This window comes from Nocardia sp. NPDC059764 (assembly GCF_042732555.1).
GTDB lineage: Bacteria > Actinomycetota > Actinomycetes > Mycobacteriales > Mycobacteriaceae > Nocardia.
Map to the genome: position 1 here is coordinate 1 of NZ_JBHWHH010000149.1, position 17,663 is coordinate 17,663.

At 69.4% G+C, this 17,663-nt stretch carries 16 protein-coding genes; 2 read left to right on the top strand and 14 right to left on the bottom strand.

Features of this window, described 5'->3' with window-relative positions:
- Positions 1-46: 46 nt before the first annotated feature.
- On the bottom strand, positions 47-2,458 hold the full coding sequence (locus ACFV4K_RS26810; protein WP_379278617.1) for a Tex family protein: 2,412 nt from the start codon (positions 2,456-2,458) through the stop codon (positions 47-49).
- Between the two features lie 120 nt (positions 2,459-2,578).
- Here ACFV4K_RS26810 and ACFV4K_RS26815 point away from each other — a divergent pair, with 120 nt between their 5' ends.
- Positions 2,579-3,799, top strand: coding sequence for a PQQ-binding-like beta-propeller repeat protein (locus ACFV4K_RS26815; RefSeq protein WP_379278618.1), 1,221 nt, complete (start codon positions 2,579-2,581; stop codon positions 3,797-3,799).
- A gap of 6 nt (positions 3,800-3,805) precedes the next feature.
- Here the strand turns inward: ACFV4K_RS26815 and trmD are convergent, their stop codons facing one another.
- The 6 genes from trmD to ACFV4K_RS26845 form a co-directional block, all read right to left on the bottom strand.
- Complete coding sequence (gene trmD / locus ACFV4K_RS26820; RefSeq protein ID WP_379278619.1) at positions 3,806-4,507, bottom strand: tRNA (guanosine(37)-N1)-methyltransferase TrmD; 702 nt, start codon at positions 4,505-4,507, stop codon at positions 3,806-3,808.
- Between the two features lie 4 nt (positions 4,508-4,511).
- A complete protein-coding gene (rimM, locus tag ACFV4K_RS26825; RefSeq protein ID WP_379278620.1) occupies positions 4,512-5,048 on the bottom strand; it encodes a ribosome maturation factor RimM in 537 nt (178 codons plus the stop codon).
- A complete protein-coding gene (locus ACFV4K_RS26830; protein WP_029930032.1) occupies positions 5,049-5,291 on the bottom strand; it encodes an RNA-binding protein in 243 nt (80 codons plus the stop codon).
- Positions 5,292-5,373: 82 nt separating this feature from the next.
- The gene (rpsP, locus tag ACFV4K_RS26835) at positions 5,374-5,820 is read right to left on the bottom strand and encodes a 30S ribosomal protein S16 (protein ID WP_357092641.1); all 447 of its coding nucleotides are present in this window, start codon (positions 5,818-5,820) and stop codon (positions 5,374-5,376) included.
- Between the two features lie 420 nt (positions 5,821-6,240).
- A complete protein-coding gene (locus tag ACFV4K_RS26840) occupies positions 6,241-7,407 on the bottom strand; it encodes a hypothetical protein (RefSeq protein WP_379278621.1) in 1,167 nt (388 codons plus the stop codon).
- A 130-nt stretch (positions 7,408-7,537) separates the two neighbouring features.
- The gene (locus ACFV4K_RS26845; RefSeq protein ID WP_379278622.1) at positions 7,538-8,638 is read right to left on the bottom strand and encodes an amidohydrolase family protein; all 1,101 of its coding nucleotides are present in this window, start codon (positions 8,636-8,638) and stop codon (positions 7,538-7,540) included.
- Positions 8,639-8,720: 82 nt separating this feature from the next.
- On the opposite strand from ACFV4K_RS26845, the gene ACFV4K_RS26850 reads away from it, so the two are divergent.
- Positions 8,721-9,185, top strand: a complete 465-nt coding sequence (locus ACFV4K_RS26850; protein ID WP_379278623.1) for an iron chaperone — start codon at positions 8,721-8,723, stop codon at positions 9,183-9,185.
- A 3-nt stretch (positions 9,186-9,188) separates the two neighbouring features.
- Here the strand turns inward: ACFV4K_RS26850 and ACFV4K_RS26855 are convergent, their stop codons facing one another.
- The 7 genes from ACFV4K_RS26855 to ftsY form a co-directional block, all read right to left on the bottom strand.
- A complete protein-coding gene (locus ACFV4K_RS26855) occupies positions 9,189-9,926 on the bottom strand; it encodes an MBL fold metallo-hydrolase (protein ID WP_379278624.1) in 738 nt (245 codons plus the stop codon).
- A 62-nt stretch (positions 9,927-9,988) separates the two neighbouring features.
- The gene (gene ffh, locus ACFV4K_RS26860; protein ID WP_379278625.1) at positions 9,989-11,551 is read right to left on the bottom strand and encodes a signal recognition particle protein; all 1,563 of its coding nucleotides are present in this window, start codon (positions 11,549-11,551) and stop codon (positions 9,989-9,991) included.
- Between the two features lie 49 nt (positions 11,552-11,600).
- Complete coding sequence (locus ACFV4K_RS26865; protein ID WP_379278627.1) at positions 11,601-11,909, bottom strand: hypothetical protein; 309 nt, start codon at positions 11,907-11,909, stop codon at positions 11,601-11,603.
- Between the two features lie 188 nt (positions 11,910-12,097).
- Positions 12,098-14,545, bottom strand: coding sequence for a [protein-PII] uridylyltransferase (locus ACFV4K_RS26870; RefSeq protein ID WP_379278629.1), 2,448 nt, complete (start codon positions 14,543-14,545; stop codon positions 12,098-12,100).
- Between the two features lie 111 nt (positions 14,546-14,656).
- Complete coding sequence (locus ACFV4K_RS26875) at positions 14,657-14,995, bottom strand: P-II family nitrogen regulator (protein ID WP_040859831.1); 339 nt, start codon at positions 14,993-14,995, stop codon at positions 14,657-14,659.
- 5 nt (positions 14,996-15,000) lie between these two features.
- Positions 15,001-16,305 carry an ammonium transporter gene (locus ACFV4K_RS26880; RefSeq protein WP_379278633.1) on the bottom strand — a complete coding sequence of 435 codons (1,305 nt, stop codon included), beginning with the start codon at positions 16,303-16,305 and terminating at the stop codon, positions 15,001-15,003.
- A gap of 261 nt (positions 16,306-16,566) precedes the next feature.
- The coding region (ftsY, locus tag ACFV4K_RS26885) for a signal recognition particle-docking protein FtsY (RefSeq protein WP_379278631.1) at positions 16,567-17,663 on the bottom strand (1,097 nt) is incomplete at its 5' end.

The window sequence follows — 17,663 nt, forward strand, 5'->3', positions numbered from 1 at the left end:
GCCCCGAGGTGGGCGCGGCCGGACGGTTCGATGCGGAACAGGTCGGTCAGCGACCGAAGCCCGCGCGGCGCAGGGCGTCGGCCATGCTGCCGCTGGCGGCGGGCTGGTTGCGGTTGCCGCCGCCCTGATTACGGTTGCCGCCCTGGCGGTTTCCGCCGGAGCGGTCGCCACCCTGACGATCGCCGCCCTGGCGGTTGCCACCGCCGCGCTGACCGCCGCCCTGGTTGGCGCGGGGACCGCCGCGCTCGGGCTTGCCGGCGCCGGGCTCGTCGTCGAGGCGCAGCGACAGGCCGATGCGCTGACGCTGGACGTCCACTTCCAGGACCTTGACCTTCACGACATCGCCGGACTTCACGACCTCGCGCGGATCCTTGACGAAGTTGTGGGACATGGCCGAGACGTGGACCAGGCCGTCCTGGTGGACGCCGATGTCGACGAACGCGCCGAAGGCGGCCACATTGGTGACGACGCCCTCGAGCACCATGCCGGGCTTCAGGTCGGCGACCTTCTCGATGCCCGCGGCGAATTCGGCCGTCTTGAACTCCGGTCGCGGGTCACGGCCGGGCTTCTCGAGCTCGGAGATGATGTCGGAGACGGTCGGGACACCGAACTGCTCGTCGGTGAAGTCCGCGGGACGCAGGGCGCGCAGCGCGGAGGTGTTGCCGATGATCTCCTTGATGCCCTTGCCGCTGGCGTCGAGGATGCGGCGGACCACGGGGTAGGCCTCGGGGTGCACGCCGGAGGTGTCGAGCGGGTCGTCGCCCTCGCGGATGCGGAGGAAGCCGGCGCACTGCTCGAAAGCCTTGGGGCCCAGGCGCGGGACGTCCTTGAGCCCGGCGCGGTTGCGGAACGGGCCGTTGGCATCGCGGTGGGCCACAATGGATTCGGCGATCGAGTTGGAGATGCCCGACACCCGCGACAGCAGCGGGACCGAGGCGATGTTCACGTCGACGCCAACCGCGTTCACCGCGTCCTCGACCACCGCGCCCAGCGAACGGGCCAGCAGGGTTTCGGACACGTCGTGCTGGTACTGGCCGACGCCGATGGACTTCGGGTCGATCTTCACCAGTTCGGCCAGGGGGTCCTGGAGGCGGCGGGCGATGGACACCGCGCCACGCAGCGACACGTCCATGTCGGGCAGCTCCGCGGAGGCGTACGCGGAGGCCGAGTACACCGACGCGCCCGCCTCGGAGACCACGATCTTGGTGGGCTTGTTCTCCGGGATGCGCGAGATCAGTTCGGTGGCAAGAGCGTCGGTCTCGCGGGAGGCGGTGCCGTTGCCGATGGCGATCAGCTCCACATTGAACCGGGCGACCAGTGCGCCGAGCACGGCGAGCGACTTCTCGGTCTGTCCCTGCGGTTTGTGCGGGTAGATGACCTCGGTGGCGACGGCCTTACCGGTGGAGTCGACCACGGCCACCTTCACGCCGGTGCGGTAGCCCGGGTCCAGGCCCATGGTGGTGCGAGTGCCCGCCGGGGCGGCCAGCAACAGGTCGCGCAGGTTGGCGGCGAACACGTCGACGGCATCGCGTTCGGCGGACTGCCGCAGCCGCATCCGGGTGTCGATGCCCAGGCTGACCTGCAACTTGGTCCGCCACGCCCAGCGCACGGTGTCCAGCAGCCAGCCGTCGGCGGCCCGGCCGCGATCGGCGATGTCGAACTTGACGGCGATGCGGCCCTCGTAGATCGAGCGCTGCCCGTCCTCGAGCTCCTCGGTGTCGGGTTCGAGGTGCAGGTTGAGCACCTCCTCCTTCTCACCGCGCAGCAGCGCCAGAATGCGGTGCGAAGGGAGCTTGGAGAACGGCTCGGAGAATTCGAAGTAGTCGGCGAACTTCGCGCCCGCCTCTTCCTTGCCCGCGCGCACGGACGAGGACATCTGGCCGCGCTCCCACATCAATTCGCGCAGTTCACCGACCAGGTCGGCGTCCTCGGCGAAACGTTCCACCAGGATGGCGCGGGCGCCGTCGAGCTGTTCGGCGTTGTACTGCGCGGGATCGGTGGTGGGGTCGCCCAGCAGCGCGTCGGCCACCGGCTCGTGCCCGGCCTCGCGCGCGATCTGCGCCTTGGTGCGCCGCTTCGGCTTGAACGGCAGGTAGATGTCCTCGAGGCGGGCCTTGGTGTCGGCGAGCATGATCTGCGTGTGCAGCGCGTCGTCCAATTTGCCCTGGCCACGGATGGATTCGATGATCGAGCCCCGGCGCTCGTCGAGTTCCCGCAGGTAGTGGAGGCGCTCGTCGAGGGTGCGTAGCTGCGCGTCGTCGAGTCCGCCGGTGACTTCCTTGCGGTAGCGGGCGATGAACGGCACGGTCGAGCCGGCATCCAGGAGTTCGACGGCGGAGCGCACCTGCTCCTCGCGCACGCCCAGCTCGTCGGCGATACGCCGGCCGACGCTGGCGAGGCGGACGGTGCCGATGGCACCTGCGGATGCTGCGCTGACGGTTTCGGAGGCTGTCGTCACGCCCGCAGACACTACCGCCGTCGCCCGACACCCGGTGCAACGCCCACGCGCGATTCGGTCCGTTCTGTCCCGCGAGTCTCGGATCGGCGCGCCGCGAGGCCGGTGGCAGGATCGACCCCCGTGCCGATCCCGACTCTGCGCGAACGTGTTCCACGTCGAGTGTTGCGGGCCTGCGCCCATGCCGCCTTGGCGGCGGGGCTGGCGGCGGCCGCGGCGGGCTGTGGTTCGAGCGGTTCCGCCTCCACCACGGACGGATCCACGGTGCCCGACCTGGACCTGAGCGCGGTCAAGACGCTGTCGCTGGGCCCGAGCGAGTCCTTCGGGGTCACGTCCACGGGGGTTTACACCCTGGCCGACGACGGGATCACCGGCGTGGACATCCATACCGGACAACAGCTTTGGAAGATCGCGTCGACCGGAACTCCGCCCGAGCAGGGCAAGATCCAGGTGCTGGACTCCGGCCGTGTGCTGCTGGCCGGATGGCCGGGCACACCGGGCCTGACCGCCTACGACACCGGGACCGGCACGCGGCTGTGGGACACCCCGGCCGAGCAGTGGTTCGAGTCGGATTCCGCCACCGGGCAATTCGTCCACTTCGATCCGCGCACCGGCGAGCAGCGCTGGTCTGTGGATCCGGGCACACTCGGTTGCGCCACGCCGCTGCCGAAAGACCTTCCGGCCCTGTTCGATTCGGATGGGCCCAGCCTCGCCGACGGTCCCGGCGTGGTGGTGTTCCGCTGTGCCGCGGCGGGCGGCCGGACCGTCGTCGGCGGCCTCGCTCGCACCACCGGATCCACGGTCTGGCATCGCGACATCCCCGAGAAGGGCAATTTCCTGCGCGGCCCCGGACGGATGGCCATCGTGGTGACCGACGGCAGCATCGACACCGTCGACATGGCCGACGGGTCCTCACTCGGCGGCCGGAAAGCCTCCTCCGACAAGGAATTCCGCGCCCTGCTCGCCGACGGGTCGTCGCTCACGATGGACAGTTATGTCATCGCCGACGACAAGGACATGCGGCTGCAAGCCCCCGACGGCAGCGTCCGCTGGAGCGTGCCACTGGACGCGCACGAGGAGGAGATGCAGCCGTCGATGGTGAGCAGCCGCAACGCCGTCTTCCTGCTCATGCGGGAGGGCAGCGGGTCCAAGGCATGGCTGGTGGCCTACGACACCAAGAACGGCAAACGGACCGTCGTGCTCGGCCCGGGCCCGACCACGGCGGGCGAAAAGCCCACGCTCACCATGAATCTGGACATCACGCACACCCGGCTCTTTCCCGCACCGTGGGGCATCCTCGTCACAGGTTCGGACAACAGCTACGCCGCCATCCCGAAACGCTGAGCGATCTCAGCCGAGTTCGGTCGGCGCGGCCTCGGGCAGCAGGTCGGGCCGGCGCTCGGCCGTGCGTTCCAACGACTGCTCGTGCCGCCACTGCGCGATCTTGGCGTGATTGCCGGACAACAGGATCTCCGGCACGTCCAGTCCGCGCCAGCTCACCGGCCGCGTGTAGGACGGCCCCTCGAGCAGGCCGTCGGAGAACGAATCCTGTTCGTGGGACTGCTGATTGCCGAGCACGCCCGGGATCAACCGGACGAACGCCTCGGTCATGACCAGCACCGCGGCCTCGCCGCCGATCAGCACATAATCGCCGATGCTGACCTCCTCGACGCGCACGCGCCGCGCGGCATCGTCGAAGACCCGCTGGTCGATGCCCTCGTAGCGGCCACACGCGAACACGATGTGCTCTTCGCCCGACCAGCGTTGCGCGGTCTCCTGGGTGAACGGGACGCCCGCGGGGGTGGGCACCACCAGCAGGGCATTGTCCGGGCACACCTCGTCGAGGGCGTCGCCCCACACGGTCGGTTTCATGACCATGCCGGGGCCACCGCCGTACGGGGTGTCGTCCACGGATTTGTGCACGTCGTGGGTCCAGCGGCGCAGGTCGTGCACCTCGACCTCGAGCAGTCCCTTGTCGATGGCCTTGCCCAGCAAGGCCGCTCGCATCGGCTCGAGGTATTCGGGGAAGATCGTGACGACGTCGATACGCATGCCGCTACTCCGGGTCCAGCAGGCCCTCGGGCGGGTCGATGACGATCAGCCCGTCGGCGACGGACACGGTCGGCACCATGGCCAGCACGAACGGCACCAGGATCTCCCGGCCCGTGGGCGGGAAGGCGTCCCCGGCCTTGATCGAGAGCAGTTCTCCCGCAGCGGAATGCAGCACTTCGTTGACGGTGCCGACGGCAGTACCGTCGGCGAGTTCGACGCGGAGCCCTTCGAGCTCGTGGTCGTAGTACTCGTCCGGATCCTCGGAGGGCGGCAGGTCCGCGGTGTCGACCACGAACAGCATGCCGCGCAACGCATCCGCGGCGGTGCGATCGACGAGCCCGTCCAGACGCAGCAGAAGCCGGCCCGAGTGCTCCCGGGCCGACTCCACGACGAATTCCTGCGTCTGCTTCGCGCGCGGCAGCTTCCCCGTGAGGACGCTGCCGGGCGCGAACCGCAGTTCCGGCTCGTCGGTGCGGACATCTACGACGAGTTCGCCACGCACACCGTGCGACTTGGCGACCCGCCCGACGACCAGTTCCATCTACTGGTCCGTGTCGACCACGTCGACGCGAATGCCCTTGCCGCCGATGCCGGCGACCAGGGTGCGCAGCGCGGTCGCGGTACGACCGCCGCGACCGATCACCTTGCCCAGGTCGTCGGGGTGCACGTGCACCTCGACGGTGCGGCCACGACGGCTGGTGATCAGCTCGACGTGGACGTCGTCCGGATTGGCGACGATGCCGCGAACGAGATGTTCGACGGCATCAGCCACGACGGCGCTCATGCCTGCACCTCGCTAGCGCTCGCCTCCGGCATAACCGCCGAGGCGGCTGCGCCATTGGTTCGCTCGCTGCGCTCGTTCACGGTTACTCGGCGGCTTCGGTGGTGGCCTCAGCGGCCTCGGCCTCGGCGGCCTCGTCCTTCTTGGCGGCCTTCTTCTTGGGGGTGACGGCCTCGGCGACCGGCTCGTTCTCGGCGGCGGCCAGCGCGGCGTTGAACAGGTCCAGCTTGGACGGCTTCGGGGCCGCGACCTTCAGGGTGCCCTCGGCGCCCGGCAGGCCCTTGAACTTCTGCCAGTCGCCGGTGATCTCCAGCAGACGCTTCACCGGCTCGGTCGGCTGCGCGCCGACACCCAGCCAGTACTGGGCGCGCTCGGAGTCGATCTGGATGAGCGAGGGCTCCTGCTTCGGCTGGTAGATGCCGATCGACTCGATGGCGCGGCCGTCACGACGGGTGCGGGCGTCGGCGACGACGATGCGGTACTGGGGGTTGCGGATCTTGCCCAGACGGGTCAGCTTGATACGAACAGCCATGAGCTGCTTCCTTTCAAAGGTTGGTCACGTCGCAATTCAGCGACCCACTCGCGGTGGGCCCGGTTTTGCGTCAAGTGCTGTGACCGCCGCGCGGTACGGAACCGGAGACGGGCTGACACTGTCCTCGATGAGGACGGTCGTTCATTCTGCCAGACCCCCGTCCGGCCGGAGAAATCGCCCCGCAACCCCCGGAAACGGCGACAGCCCACCGGAGGGTCCCGATGGGCTGTGACCGTACCCGCCGCTAGTTCGGGGTCGAGCTGCCCGAGGTCAGCAGCTTCACGATCAGTCCGGCCAGCACGCTGATGGCCAGGGCTTCGATGGAACCCACGGTCGTTCTCCTCATCAGGGGTCGAGAAATGAAACGTGTGAAGCATGCACGATTCACTATCCCCGCGCAGGGGAATCGACAGAAGAGTCCTACCGGCGGCGCAGACAGATGGTCAGGCCCGTGGTGACGCCGGGGTCGTAGGTCAAGCTGACCCCCGTGCCCGCCGGGCAGGCGTTGTCGTTCGAATCGTGGCGATCGGTGACCTCGTACTCGGCCTTCGGCTCCGCGCAGTCGATGCGGTGCAGACCGGCGGCCGACGAGGCGCGGACTCCGTTGTCGGTGATGCAGTCACCCACGACCGCGTACCGCGAATCACCGAGATCGGCCGGGCCCATGCAGACCACGAACACCAGATCGGTCTTGTCGCTGCCGCGGGTGAACACCGAGTTCGCACCCGGATCGTCCGAGCACTCCGGGCGCGCGGGCTGGCCGTAGACGGTGCGCACCGACAGGACCCGCTGCAAGGCGCCCGGAGCGGTGCAGGCCACCTTCTTCATGGTGTTGCGGTCGCCGCAGTCACCGAGTTTCGCGGTGCCCATCGAGGTGGTGTCGGTGTCATTGGCGCACACCACGATCGCGCGGCCGCCCAGCGAGGACTGCGCGAACGCCATCCGCGCCGCCGGATACCGCTTGCACGCCTGATCGGTGACCGGGACCTTCGTATGCAGTTCGATCGCAACGACTTTCGCCGGTGCGGGGGTCATGCCGCAGTCGACCCGGGTCAGGGTGTCCCCCGCACCCTTCACGTCGACGCAGTCCTCGGCCTGCAACGAGCCCGGGTCCGTGAGATTGAACCGGGTCGGGGCCAGGCACAGGATGGTGCTCGTCTCCTTGCCCGACACGGGCCACTCGGTCACCGCGCGAGTGGCATCCGTGTACTTCGCGCACGCCGTTTTCACCGGGAACACCAGATCCTCGCGCCCCACGATCCTGTATAGCGAGTACTCGTCACCGCACCCGTGCACGACGGGCTTGACGGGCGTCTCGAGCGCCACACACGCGCCGACCGGGAACGCCACCGGATCCGGCCGGGTGAGCACCCACCCGAACAATGCCGACGCCGCGCCGACGATCACCACCGCGAGCACCGCGCCCCACACCCACCACCGCCGCCGCTTCCGCGGGGCCGAGGTGGGAATCGCCGGCGCGTCGGCCGAAACCGTCTGCCCCCAGCCGGGATTCGCCTCGCCCGGTAGCTCAGGCGACCGGTCCGGCGGCGGCGCGGCGGGGGCGACGGGATCGGATGGTTCGAGCATGGTTCCCTCCCACGGACTGCTGCGGAAACTTCCGCGACAAATGCAGGGGGAGATCGTAAGACCTGGCATTTCTAATGCCGGGTGACGGATTGGGATACCTATACGCCGTGGATATTCGAGCCGGATCGGCTCACCGGTATGCGGTCACCGGGTCGCGGCGGTCGTAGACGCGGCCGCGCAGCACCACCCAGGCGGGGGTGGCGAGCACGCGGAGGTTGACGCGGGGGTCGTCCTGGTAGACAACGAAATCCGCGGGGGCGCCCGGGGTGATGCCGGGATGGCCGAGCCACTCCCGGGCGTTCCAAGCGGCCGCGCCCAGCGCGTCGTGGCCGGTGAAACCGGCCTCGGTGAGGGCGATGATCTCGTCGGCGATGCGGCCGTGGCGGATGGAGCCGCCCGCGTCGGTGCCGGTGTAGACGGGCACCCCGGCGTCGTGGGCCTTGGCGACGGTGTCGCGGGAGCGGCGGTGAAGGTCGCGCATGTGCGCGGCGTAGGTGGGGAATTTGCTTGCGCCGTCGGCGATTCCGGGGAAGGTGTCGATATTGACGAGGGTGGGGACCAGGGCGGTGCCCTGCGCCGCCATGGCGGCGATGGTGTCGTCGGTGAGGCCGGTGCCGTGCTCGATGCAGTCGATGCCCGCGGCGAGCAGGCCGGGCAGGGCGTCCTCGCCGAAGACGTGGGCGGTGACGCGGGCGCCTGCGCGGTGGGCGGCGTCGATGGCGGCCTTCAGGACCGGATCCGACCACAACGGCGCGAGGTCGCCGACCGCGCGGTCGATCCAGTCGCCGATGATCTTGACCCAGCCGTCGCCGCGGCGGGCCTGCTCGGCCACGATGTCGGGCAGGTCGCGCTCGTCGTCGAGTTCGATGCCGAGTTCACGGATATAGCGTTTGGGGCGGGCGATGTGGCGGCCCGCGCGGATGATGCGCGGCAGGTCGGCGCGCTCGTCGAGGAAACGGGTGTCGACCGGCGAGCCCGCGTCGCGCAGCAGCAGCGCCCCGGCGTCCCGCTCGACCTCGGCCTGGGCGATCAACCCGTCCGAATCCTCGTGCCCGCCACCGTATTTGATGCCGACGTGGCAGTGCGCGTCGACCAGGCCGGGCAGGATCCAGCCGGAGGCGCGCACGGTGTCCGCGCCGGGCACCGGCTCGGCGGAGATCACCCCGTCGCGCACCCACAGATCACGGAGTTCACCGTCGGGCAGGACAAAGCCACGGAAATGCAGCCGCATGGGATCACTATCGCACGGCCGCCGAATCCGCTCCCTAGCATGGGAAGGGTCCGAATCGAGACCGCCGACGGAGGAAACCGACATGGCCACGAAGCAGGGCAGCACCGCGAAGAAGAAGTCCGCGCCGGCGTTCACCGCCGAGGAACTCGCCGCGATGAAAGAGCACGCCGCCGAGGTGAAGAAGGCCAATGCCCGCGGCGGCAAGGCCACCAAGGCCGACGGCACCCGGGACGTCCTCGACAAGATCGCCGAACTCGACGGCGCCGACCTGCGCATCGCCCGGCGCCTGCACGCCCTCATCACGGCCGCGGCCCCCGACCTGGTCCCCCGCACCTGGTACGGCATGCCCGCCTACACCCGCGACGGCAAGAACGTCTGCTTCTTCCAGCCCGCGGCCAAGTTCAAGAACCGCTACACCACCCTCGGTTTCGAGGGCGCGGCCAATCTCGACGACGGCGGCATGTGGGCGACCAGCTTCGCCATCGTCGAGTTGACCCCTGAGATCGAGGCCAGGATCACCGCGCTGGTGAAACAGGCGGCGAGCTGAGACTCAGGACTTCGCGAAAGCGCCCAGCAGGCCGGGCAGATCCGCACGGATCGGCAGCCCGTGCCCGGGCACCAGCACCTCGGCCCCCAGGTCGGCGAGGCTCCGCGCGCTCGCCAGCGTTCCGGGCTCGTCGTGGTTGAACACGCCCGGCAGCAGCTGCAGACCGGTCCCTCGCGCGATGGGGTGACCGGTGACCAGCGCGTCCCCGGAGAACAGCACGCCTTCCGACGGCATGAAGTACGCGGTGTGACCGTTCGTGTGACCGGGCGTCGGCACTGCGACGAACCCGCCCGGCAACGCCGCCAGGGTCTCCGCGTCCGCTGCCACCGCGGTCGGCACGCTCATCCCGATATGCCCCACGCAGGCCCGCAGCGTCTGCGCCACCCACACCGCCCCGCGCCGGCTCCCCAACTGCCCTGCCATCTGCAGCGGCGTGATCTGCTGCAGATACTCCCGCTTGGCGTGCCGGACCTCCTCGGCCCCGGTGTACACCGGCACCCCGACCCGCTCGACCAGGGCCGGAATCGCCCCGATGTGATCCAGATGCGCGTGGGTCACGAGGACCGCCGCGATATCGCCGAGCTGATGCCCGATCTGGGACACCGAACTCAGCACCGCGGCGGTATCGGCGGGATACCCCGCGTCCACCACGGTCACACCACGATCATCACTGACCAACGCCCAGTTGACGTTCGTCCCCGCCACGACGTACACGGAATCAGAAATCTGATCGATCTTCACGCCCGAACCGTACCGACGATCCGGGCACCGCACACGGCGACGCGGAGCCCGCTGTCACCCCGTCAGTTCTTGGGGAAGTTCAGCTTGCTGAGGTCGAAGCCCTCGAGGCCCGGGGGGAGTTCGTTGAGGCCGGCCGGGAGGTTGGAGAGGTCCGGCATGCCGCCCGGAAGGCCGGGCATGCCGGGGAAGCCGCCGCGCACCTTCGGCGGGGTCGGGCCGCGTCCGCCCTTCTTGCCCTTCTTGCCGCCCTTCTTGGTGTTCTTGCCGCCCCGGTTGCCGCCGGGGAAGCCGAACTGGCGGCTCATCGCGCCCATCATCTTCTTCGCTTCGAAGAAGCGGTCCACGAGCTGGTTGACGTCGGAGACCGCGACACCCGAGCCATTGGCGATGCGCAGGCGGCGGGAGGCGTTGATGATCTTCGGGTTGGCGCGCTCGGCGGGGGTCATGCCGCGGATGATGGCCTGCACCCGGTCGAGCTGCTTGTCGTCGACCTGGGCGAGAACGTCTTTCATCTGGCCCGCGCCCGGCAGCATGCCCAGCAGGTTGCCGATCGGGCCCATCTTGCGGATGGCCAGCATCTGCTCGAGGAAGTCCTCGAGGGTCAGCTCGCCGGAGCCGATCTTGCGGGCGGCCTCCTCGGCCTGCTTGGCGTCGTAGACCTGCTCGGCCTGCTCGATCAGCGTGAGCAGGTCACCCATGCCGAGGATGCGCGAGGCCATACGGTCGGGGTGGAAGACGTCGAAGTCCTCGAGCTTCTCACCGGTGGAGGCGAAAAGGATGGGCTGGCCGGTGATCTCACGCACCGACAGCGCCGCGCCACCGCGGGCGTCACCGTCGAGCTTGGTGAGCACGACACCGGTGAAGCCGACGCCGTCGCGGAAGGCCTCGGCGGTGGAGACCGCGTCCTGACCGATCATGGCGTCGAGGACGAACAGGGTCTCGTCGGGGTTGACGGCGTCGCGGATGCCCGCGGCCTGCCGCATGAGCTCCTCGTCGATGCCGAGGCGACCGGCGGTGTCGACGATGACCACGTCGTACTGCTTGGCCTTGGCCTCCTCGATGCCGGCGCGCGCGACGTCGACCGGATCGGACGCGGAGACGCCCAGCGGGTTCTCGCCGCCGCCGATGGAGGTGCCCGGGTGCGGCGCGAAGACCGGCACCCCGGCCCGCTCGCCGACGACCTGCAGCTGGGTGACCGCGCCCGGACGCTGGAGGTCACACGCGACCAGCAGCGGCGTATGACCCTGCCCCTTCAGGTGTTTGGCGAGCTTGCCCGCGAGGGTGGTCTTACCGGCGCCCTGCAGACCGGCCAGCATGATGACCGTGGGCGGGTTCTTGGCCAGGCGCAGCCGCCGGGTCTCGCCGCCGAGGATCTTGATGAGCTCCTCGTTGACGATCTTGACGATCTGCTGCGCGGGGTTCAGCGCCGCGGAGACTTCCGCGCCCTTGGCGCGCTCCTTGACATTGGCGATGAAGCCGCGCACCACGGGCAGCGCGACGTCGGCCTCGAGCAGCGCCAGGCGGATCTCACGAGCGGTCGCGTCGATGTCCGCCGGCGACAGGCGTCCCTTGCCACGCAGATCCTTGAGGGCACCGGCCAACCGGTCGGAAAGGGATTCGAACACCGATGCTCCTGATCTCGAGGGACGTTCACTCGAGATACCAGGGTAGTGGTTATTCGAGCGACCGCGGGCGGGGGCCGGGGCGGTGCAGGTCGTGCTTCTCGATGGCAACCATGCCGACCGCCTCGCGGGCGGTGAGGCCCAGCTCCAGGGCGAGCCCGTCGAGGATCGCCCAGCCGGCGTCCGACGGGCTCTCGCCGGTGACGGCGGAGGCGATGGTCATGGCGGTCACGGCCTGCTGCCCGGTGAGGGTCCGGCCGGGCAGCCAGGAGACCACCCAGCGGTCGCCACCGACACAGCGGGCGATGTGCGCGGTCAGATCGCTCGTCATCATCGACGCGGAAACGACTTCGATTGCCACCGACTCACTCCCCTCGTGCTCGCGACTCGTGACTGAACACGTGCACGCGGAATACTAGGGTGTGACACCGGTCACTCGGCCGCCTTACAGCAAATCTCCTGCAACATTCTGATCAACTGGCAAACACCCGGTTTGCCGGTCACTTCCGTCGCCTGGTCTCCACCCGGAAAACCGCTGGAAGATCCGATTCAGCTGTCCGATTCAGGCGATTTCTTCGGTTGTTGCGGCGGCACCACCGCGAGCACCGCCGCCGAGATCTCGGCTCGCCGCCCGGGCGTGTCGGTATCGCCCAGATCCAGGCAGAACGTGTCGACGACCGCGGAACCCATGGTCACCACCTTCGCCCACGACACGTTCACCCCCGATTCGGCCAGCGCCGCGGCCAACCGGTTCAGCAACCCGATCCGGTCCTCGGCCCGCAATTCCAGCAACACCCGCCCCGGCTCGGCGGTCTCGTGCCAGAACACCCGCGGCCGCGCCTGCGCGAACGGACGCGGCTGGGTGCCCACCGCGTCGCGCTCCTTGCGGGCCAGCACCGACGCCAGATCCAGATCGCCGTTGATGGCGCGGATCAGCTCCTGCCGCAGCAGACCGGCGTCCGGCGGATCACCGAACCGCGGGGCCACCACGAAGGTGTCGATGGCCGCCTCGCCCACACTGGCCAGCTCGGCCGACAGCACCCGCAGCGAATGCACGGCCAGCACGCCCGCGGCCTCCGACAGCAGGCCCGGACTGTCCGGGGCGACCACGGTGACCACGTGGTGGTAGCGCGCGTCCCCCGGCTTCAGATCCACGTGCACGCCACCGGATTTCGCGCGGGCCCGCAGTTCCTCGGGGATCGGGGTCGGCTCCGGCAGCGGGTCGCCCGCCATGGCGTGGCGACAGTTGCGGACCAGATCGCCGATCAGCGAGGCCTTCCAGTCGTTCCACACCCCGGGCCCGGTGGCCAGCGCGTCGGCCTCGGCCAGCGCGGCCAGCAGCTCCAGCAGATGCGGGTCGCCGTCGAGGGCGTCGATCACCATCTTCACGGTGTCGGAGTCGGACGTGTCGCGGCGCGTGGCGGTGTCGGGCAGCAGCAGGTGGTGACGCACCACGGCGGCCAGCGTCTGTACGTCGGAAGGCCACAGCCCCAGGCGATTTCCGATCGACACGGCCAGTTCCGCGCCGACCAGGCTGTGGTCCTCGGTGCGGCCCTTGCCGATGTCGTGCAGCAGCGCGCCCAGCAGCAGCAGGTCCGGGCGCGAGACGCGGGTGGACAGCGCCCCGGCCTGGGCGACGGTCTCCATCAGGTGGCGGTCCACGGTCCAGGTGTGCATGGCGTCGCGCGGCGGCAGGTCGCGCACCACGCCCCATTCCGGAAACAGCCTGCCCCACAAGCCCGTTCGGTCCAGGGCCTCGACGGCATCGACGCTGCCGCGGCCCGCGCCCAGCAGCACCAGCAGGTCGTTGAGCGCTTCTTTGGGCCACGGCTCGCGGAGTTCGGGCGCGTCCTCGCCGAGGCGGTTGAGGGTGGTGGCCGACATCGGCAGCCCGGTCTGCGCCGACGCCGCGGCCACCCGCAGGATCAGGCCGGGATCGCGCTGCGGGCGGGCATCGCGGGCAAGCACCACTTCTCCGGAATGCTCGACCACCCCCTCATCGAGTGGTCGGCGCACCGGAACGCGGCGCAAGCGCGCGAGCCCGCGGCGGGGCAGCGCGTTCCCGGCGGTCCGCAGCCCGACATCGGTGGAGTAGCCGATGGTGCGGGCCGCGTCGCTGAGCGTGCGGGCCAGATCGAAGCGGTCACCGATCCGCAGGGCCGCCCCGATCTCGTCGGCGTCCTGAGCCCGCAGCTGGTCGCGGGCGCGGCCCGCCACCCGATGCAGCTCGGTGCGTACATCGAGCAAGCGGCGGTGCGCCTGCTTCAGCCCGCCGCCCGGCACTTCCGGACCGAGCCCCGGCATGGCGTCGGTCAGTTGTGCGATGGCGAGGGCGTCCAGCAACTGGATGTCCCGCAGTCCGCCGCGCCCGTTCTTGAGATCGGGTTCGGCGCGGTGGGCGACGTCTCCGCTCCGCCGCCAGCGGGTGTGGGCCTGTTCGATCAGGGCGTCGAAACGGGACCGGATCCCGGCCCGCCAGTCCCGGCGCACGCCGCCGATGAGCAGGTTGCTCAGTCCGTCGTCGCCGACGATGTGCCGGGCCTCGAGCATGCCGAGGCCGGCGGTGAGATCGTCGGCGGCCACGCGCAGCGCCTGCGGGACGGTGCGCACGCTGTGATCGAGTTTGATGTGGGCGTCCCACAGCGGATACCAGAGCTGATCGGCGACCTCGGCGACCCGGGCGGGGTCGACGTCGTCGTAGAGCAGCACCAGATCCAGGTCGGAGTAGGGCAGCATCTCCCGGCGGCCCAGGCCGCCCACCGCGACCAGGGCGAGCCCGCTGTCGGCGGTGATGCCGAGCTCGTGGCCCTTGGTGGTCAGCCACAGGTCGTAGAGATCCACCAGGGCCTCGCGCAGGGCCTCGGCGTCGAGCCGGGTGGCGCGGCCGTTCGAGCCGTGCTCGGCCAGCAACTGGTCGCGGGCCCGGACCAGGTCCGAGGCGCCGCCGGAGACTTTGGTGTCCTCGGCCTTGTCATCGCGTTCCTGCTGGAAACCCACAACCCGCCCCTCTCGATTCAATTCACTTCGCCGCCCCGGCATGGGGACGGCCCCGTCACCGCCGGTTTCGACACCGACGGGGCCGGGGCCGCCACGGGGATCCCGCTCGAATTACAGAGCGTCGGAACCGCGTTCGCCGGTGCGCACCCGGACGATGGCGTCGACCGGGGTGACCCAGACCTTGCCGTCGCCGATCTTGCCGGTGCGGGCGGCCTCGACGATGACCTCGACGACCTTGTCGACGGAGGCGTCGTCCACCACAACCTCGACCCGGACCTTCGGGACGAAATCCACCGAGTATTCGGCGCCGCGGTAGACCTCGGTGTGGCCCTTCTGGCGGCCGTAGCCCTGCACTTCGCTGACGGTCATGCCGAGCACGCCCGCCTGCTCCAGGCCGGTCTTCACGTCCTCCAGGGTGAACGGCTTCACGATCGCAGTGATCAGTTTCATGTTCGTCATGCCTCCTTGACGGCGGCGGTGCGCGCCGCACCACTCACAGCAGCGAAATCGTATGCCGATTCTGCGTGCTCGGACTCATCCAAGCCCTGGAACTCGGCTTCCTCGTTCACCCGGAGACCGATGGTGTACTTGATGGCGAGCGCGATGATCAGGGTCGCGATGCCCGAGAAGGCAAGCACCGCACCGGCTCCCACGGCCTGCTTGATCAGCTGATCGAAGCCGCCGCCGTAGAACAGACCCTTGACCGCGGCGGGAGCCTCGGGGGCGGCGACCAGGCCGACCATCAGGGTGCCCGCGATACCGCCGACCAGGTGGACGCCCACCACGTCGAGCGAGTCGTCGAAGCCGAACTTGAACTTCAGGCCCACCGCGAGAGCACAGAGCACGCCGGCGACCACACCGATGGCGAGCGCGCCGATCACGTTGACCGAGGAGCAGGAGGGGGTGATGGCGACCAGACCGGCCACGATGCCCGAGGCGGCGCCCAGAGAGGTGGCGTGACCGTCGCGGATCTTCTCCACGAGCAGCCAGGCGAGCATGGCGGCGCCGGTGGCGACGGTGGTGGTGACGAAGGTGGCGCCCGCGATGCCGTTGGAGCCGACGGCCGAACCGGCGTTGAAGCCGTACCAGCCGAACCACAGCAGACCGGCGCCGAGCATCACGAACGGCAGGTTGTGCGGACGCATCGGGGTCTTCGGCCAGCCCTTGCGCTTGCCGAGCACGATCGCCAGGACGAGGCCCGCGACACCGGCGTTGATGTGGACCGCGGTACCACCGGCGAAGTCGATCGCCTTGAGCTTGTTGGCGATCCAGCCGCCGTGCTCACCGGTGACGCCGTCGAAGGCGAAGACCCAGTGCGCGACCGGGAAGTAGACCACGGTGGCCCATACGGCCGAGAACAGCACCCACGACCCGAACTTCAGGCGGTCGGCAACCGCACCGGAGATCAGGGCGACGGTGATGATCGCGAACATGAGCTGGAAGGCCACGAAGACCGTCGCCGGCACGGTTCCCGCCAGGGGGATGGCCGACTTGATCGTCTGGTCGGTGCTGCTGGCCAGGTAGGTGCCACCGAACAGCGACTTCAGCCCGAAGTACTGGGTCGGGTTGCCGATCAGGCTGCCCTTGTCGTCACCGAAGGCGACGGAGAAGCCGTACAGCGCCCATAGAACAGTGATCACGCCCATCGAGGCGATGCTCATCATGATCATGTTCAGGACGTTCTTCGAGCGGACCATACCGCCGTAGAAAAACGCCAATCCGGGTGTCATCAGAAGCACGAGTGCTGAACTGGCCAGCATCCATGCGGTGTCGCCGGTGTCGGCTGCACCTATTACGGGAAACGCCACCTTTTGTCCTCCTCATCTCTGGCCCCGCAGCAACCTGCGCATAAGCCTGCAATGAGATTCGTCAGTCGGTGTTTCCTCCGTGATCCTGCGGCGTTTCGCGTAGGTGAACGGATGAGATTGCAGTGTTGCGGTCACGTTTCCGGTCCCGCACCACTGTTACGACGGCATTGTGAGGATGATGTTGGTTTCGATATCGATGCAGTTCAGTGGGGGTTAACCCAGCAGGGCGTCGACGAAGGCGCCGGGTTCGAAGGGAGCAAGATCATCCGCGCCCTCACCCAAACCGACCAGTTTGACCGGTACGCCCAGCTCATGCTGCACCTGGAACACGATGCCGCCCTTGGCGGTTCCGTCCAGCTTGGTCAGCGCCACACCGGTGATGTCCACGACGTCGGCGAAGACCCGCGCCTGCATCAGACCGTTCTGGCCGACCGTGGAGTCCAGCACCAGGATGACCTCGTCGACGGCGGCCTTCTTCTCGACCACGCGCTTGACCTTGCCCAGCTCGTCCATCAGGCCGGTCTTGGTGTGCAGGCGGCCCGCGGTGTCGATGAGCACCACGTCCACGCCGCGATCGATGCCGGCGGACACCGCGTCGAACGCGACGGCCGCGGGGTCCGCGCCCTCCTTGCCGCGCACGGTCTCCGCGCCCACGCGCTCACCCCAGGTCTGCAGCTGATCGGCGGCCGCGGCCCGGAAGGTGTCGGCCGCGCCCAGCAGCACGCGGCGGCCGTCGGCGACCAGCACGCGCGCCAATTTGCCGGTGGTGGTGGTCTTTCCGGTGCCGTTCACGCCCACGACCAGCAGGATCGACGGGTGATCGGCGTGCGGTAGCGCGCGGATGGAGCGATCCAGCTCTGGACGTAGCGCGTCGACGAGCACCTCGCGCAGCAGGGCGCGGGCGTCGGCGGCGGTGCGGATGCTGCGGCCGGCCATCTCCTCGCGCAGGCGCTCCACGATGGCGGCGGTGCTGGCGGTGCCCAGGTCGGCCATGACGAGGGTGTCCTCGATCTCCTCCCAGGAGTCCTCGTCCAGATCGCCACCGCCGAGCAGGCCCAGCAGGGACTTGCCGACGGCGTTCTGGGAACGGGACAGGCGGCCGCGCAGCTTGGTGAGACGGCCCGCGGTGGGTTCGATCTCACCGATCGCGGGAGCCGCGGCCGCGGCCGGAGCGGTGACCTCGGGTGCGTGCGCACCGGCGTGGGCGGCGACGGCGGCCTCGGCGCCCGCCGCTATCTCGGCGGCGGCGACAGCGGCCTCGGCGGCTTCCTCGGCCGCGGCCTCCTGCGAGAGGGGCTGCTCGGCGACAT

Coding starts and splice junctions, on each gene's coding strand:
- trmD (WP_379278619.1), bottom strand. CDS start 4,507: ATGCGTATCGACGTCGTCACGATCTTCCCCGAATACCTCGAGCCGATG.
- rimM (WP_379278620.1), bottom strand. CDS start 5,048: ATGGAACTGGTCGTCGGGCGGGTCGCCAAGTCGCACGGTGTGCGTGGC.
- ACFV4K_RS26830 (WP_029930032.1), bottom strand. CDS start 5,291: ATGAGCGCCGTCGTGGCTGATGCCGTCGAACATCTCGTTCGCGGCATC.
- rpsP (WP_357092641.1), bottom strand. CDS start 5,820: ATGGCTGTTCGTATCAAGCTGACCCGTCTGGGCAAGATCCGCAACCCC.
- ACFV4K_RS26840 (WP_379278621.1), bottom strand. CDS start 7,407: ATGCTCGAACCATCCGATCCCGTCGCCCCCGCCGCGCCGCCGCCGGAC.
- ACFV4K_RS26845 (WP_379278622.1), bottom strand. CDS start 8,638: ATGCGGCTGCATTTCCGTGGCTTTGTCCTGCCCGACGGTGAACTCCGT.
- ACFV4K_RS26850 (WP_379278623.1), top strand. CDS start 8,721: ATGGCCACGAAGCAGGGCAGCACCGCGAAGAAGAAGTCCGCGCCGGCG.
- ACFV4K_RS26875 (WP_040859831.1), bottom strand. CDS start 14,995: ATGAAACTGATCACTGCGATCGTGAAGCCGTTCACCCTGGAGGACGTG.
- ACFV4K_RS26880 (WP_379278633.1), bottom strand. CDS start 16,305: ATGCTGGCCAGTTCAGCACTCGTGCTTCTGATGACACCCGGATTGGCG.